Annotated in this window: 3 protein-coding genes; 1 reads left to right on the top strand and 2 read right to left on the bottom strand. The window is 35.3% G+C overall.

The genetic code is table 11. The annotated features are described in order from the left end of the window. Positions 1-222: 222 nt before the first annotated feature. Positions 223-588 carry a DUF3139 domain-containing protein gene (locus AC1DOS_RS19095; protein WP_477538775.1) on the top strand — a complete coding sequence of 122 codons (366 nt, stop codon included), beginning with the start codon at positions 223-225 and terminating at the stop codon, positions 586-588. A gap of 180 nt (positions 589-768) precedes the next feature. On the opposite strand, the gene AC1DOS_RS19090 is transcribed toward AC1DOS_RS19095, so the two are convergent. Together AC1DOS_RS19090 and AC1DOS_RS19085 are read right to left on the bottom strand one after the other, a co-directional pair. Continuing rightward, positions 769-2,223, bottom strand: coding sequence for a WD40/YVTN/BNR-like repeat-containing protein (locus tag AC1DOS_RS19090; protein ID WP_477538774.1), 1,455 nt, complete (start codon positions 2,221-2,223; stop codon positions 769-771). 638 nt (positions 2,224-2,861) lie between these two features. After that, positions 2,862-3,060 (bottom strand): hypothetical protein (locus AC1DOS_RS19085; RefSeq protein WP_477538773.1); only part of this gene is annotated, 199 nt, incomplete at its 5' end.

Below are 3,060 nucleotides of genomic sequence, written 5' to 3'. Positions count from 1 at the left end.
GGCTAAGGATATGAGAGTGCAAGAAATAATAAATTCTGATTAATAGATATACCTTCTAATATGTGAAGATTTGAAGGGGAGCGACGGAAAATCCAACCTCAGGATTAACAATATGAAAGACGTGCGCTATTTTTGAACGGTACGGGAAGGAAGAGGATTGTAGTTTTTACGCATAAAGTCTAAAATTACACTAAATGTGTAAAGAAAAGGGGTTAAACAGTAATGCGGAAAACAAAAATATGGCTCAGTCTTTTATTCATCATAGTTGGTTGTATCATATTTTGGTATATAAATTATCCTGCCTATGAAAAGTTAGCAGAAGAGCGCGTTGATACATATTTGGAAGCACAAGACTATGTTGATCGAAAAGTGTTTCAGAAAGAATCACTTAAAAATTTCCAGGGTCGCTGGGAAATCGTTTATAAGTTTGAAGATGAGAAACACTTGAATTACCAATATACATACGATAAATCGGGAGATCGGGTTTTATTATTTGTCTACGAATCTCCAAAGATAATTGGAGGTCGTGTGGTTCGCAGTGAAGGTTGGACCCACTTTGATAAGCAAGGAAATATGATTAATGAATGAAATTTCAATTGATAACCAGCCCTGTTAGTGCAACAAAAGAGCTGCCTAAGCAAACCTTCTTCTACTAAAGCACCCGTTAGTTGAATAAGGAAAAATGCTTTACTACCTTCTTGGAGTGAAGCACCTTTAGTTTAAGTAAAATGTTTTACAATATTTTTTACATGGATACACTTGAAATTTTTATGGTCTCTGCTGAATCGTCATTTCTTCCCACGAATAATTTGGTATAGTTGCAATCCATAACGTATTTCCCATGATATCCACGTCCAAAACGATGGAATCCCTAGCATCAAACACTTTTTCGGATTTTCTTTCATCTTTCGTGTTGATGGAATAAATAGCTTCACCCCTATGTGTGTATCCGAATAATTTCTCTCCTTTTTTAATAAGTTTAACTACCATTTCATCAACTTGAATTTTTCTCCAATTTTCCTCTTGAAGATTTCGGGTCCAAATTCCATTTTGTGTGGCAATGAATAGCCTATTATTAATCACTTTCATATCCACAGGTATATCATTACTATTCGGCATGGTTATTTCGTTCCATCCATCATTTGTCTTTCGCAAGATCTTCCTTTCTTCTGTGAATACCACCAAATCACCATTATCCGAAATCTGAACAACATTAAATGGTTTGTGTAAAATAGCTTGTTCCCAACTCTCCCCTTGATTGGTTGTATAGTAAATACTCCCACTCGATATCACGGCTATATGGTTGTTGATCGAATAATCCATGTTCTCAATCATGTGGTCTAATGAAAGAATTTTCGTTCCTTTAGCGTTTGATGTAATACCTGCCCATAATTCCTTTTCCGTAGCTGCAAATAATTGATCATTTATATCAAACCACGCGTGTGTGACATAGTTATTAGCTTGGAGTTCTGTCCATGTTTCTCCATTGTTATGGCTCCATTCAATAAAAGGTTGCTTCGTTGTACTAAATTGTGTTGGCTTTTTGTCTCCCCATACTACTAAATTGTTGTTTCCAGCAACAATCCCCGTAATCGCCATCCCTTTTTTTGTTAGGTTAATGGTGCCAATACGTTTGGATATTAATCCTCCACCGTATGGTAATTTATGATTGGCACTGACCACATCTCCGTTTTGGGCATTAAATGAAATTCGAGTAAAACGGCTATCTCGATCATTTCCAATCACTGTTAGAATGGGCATACCATCGATACTATCTAGTGTAAAATGATATCCTGTTGCCCAATCTTTTCCTGGGTTTAGTCCGTATTTATCCTTTGCTAGTTGGAGAACATCAGAGCTATCCAACTTGATCTCATTGTGGGGTATTGTTGGATCCTGAGATTGCTTACTCGGTCTAAACACCGTAATTTTCTTTTCTGAGATACCAATTAGTACATAATCATCCGTACCTGGAACCACAAAGTTCATAAACCATTTAAAGCGTTTCCCTGTTCCTCCTCTCGATCCTCCCATCGTTTCATCCACACTGTTTACTGTTGTAAGTGTTGCTTTTACATTCCATTCTTTTGCTCTCTGGAATCCAATGTTAATCGCTTCTTTTAGCGTAATTTCACCATCTGAAGCGATTCCTTCACGACCAATCAAATTTACAAAAACTAAAAAAACAACTAACAAACAAGAGGTTTTTTTTAAGAAACTCAAAATTATCACCATCCCATAACTAAATAGGCACATTAATCATAGGATTAATGTGCCTTTTAGGATGGAGTAAATACTTCGTTATATACCCTAACAAACAAAATACTCCTTTTATCAAAGAATCCTTCTTCAACTAAACTGCCCCGTTAATTACATAAGAAAAAAGCTACCTAAGCAGCTCACTGAGCTTAAACTAAAGCACCCGTTAGTGAAATTTCATGTAAATTCAATAATCAATAGAATTAGCTATATCTACTAAGGTCTCGAGCGTAACTTTGTCTGAACCTCGCTTATCAATATTTAATGTGTATTGCCAATTATCCCTTTCGAAAACAAGCAAGTTAAAACCCGAAATTGTCATATAAGTAGCTACAGTCCCATTTTTAAGTTCAAAGGTTTTTAGCACGTATTTCTCTCTGATAGGCAATTTATACTTAAGTGATCGAACAACAATTTTATAATGATTTTCAGATATTTYATCATTKATCAACGTCACTTCAAATGATTCAGAACTTTCATATTCTGAATCGTTAAAGCGTCCAAAGGAGGTACTCTCAGTGGAAGTTTTAATTTTTCATTAAAATGTTGTTCAAAATCGTCAGATGCTTCTTCAGCGGTCTTGTATCCTATTTCAGGATAAATTACTTCATAAGAACTGGGCTTATCATTTGTAGTTGCATATACCGTTGAAAAAAACGTAAAAAATGAAGCCAAAAAAAGAATATTTGAATATAAGCTCCGATTGCATAATCCTTAAAAATTGTTTCTTCTGCCAACTTCTCAACTATCCTCTTAATGTCATTTTCCACTTTATTCAGATACTGTGGGGTACCATTTACC

It is taken from the genome of Paenisporosarcina sp. P5_A11 (assembly GCF_056400705.1).
The sequence above is the reverse complement of the archived record's forward strand: the minus strand, read 5'-3'. Positions and strand labels throughout refer to the sequence as shown.

What these genes read in the sequence shown, in the direction of transcription:
- AC1DOS_RS19095 (WP_477538775.1), top strand. Translation starts at nt 223, where the DNA reads ATGCGGAAAACAAAAATATGGCTCAGTCTTTTATTCATCATAGTTGGT.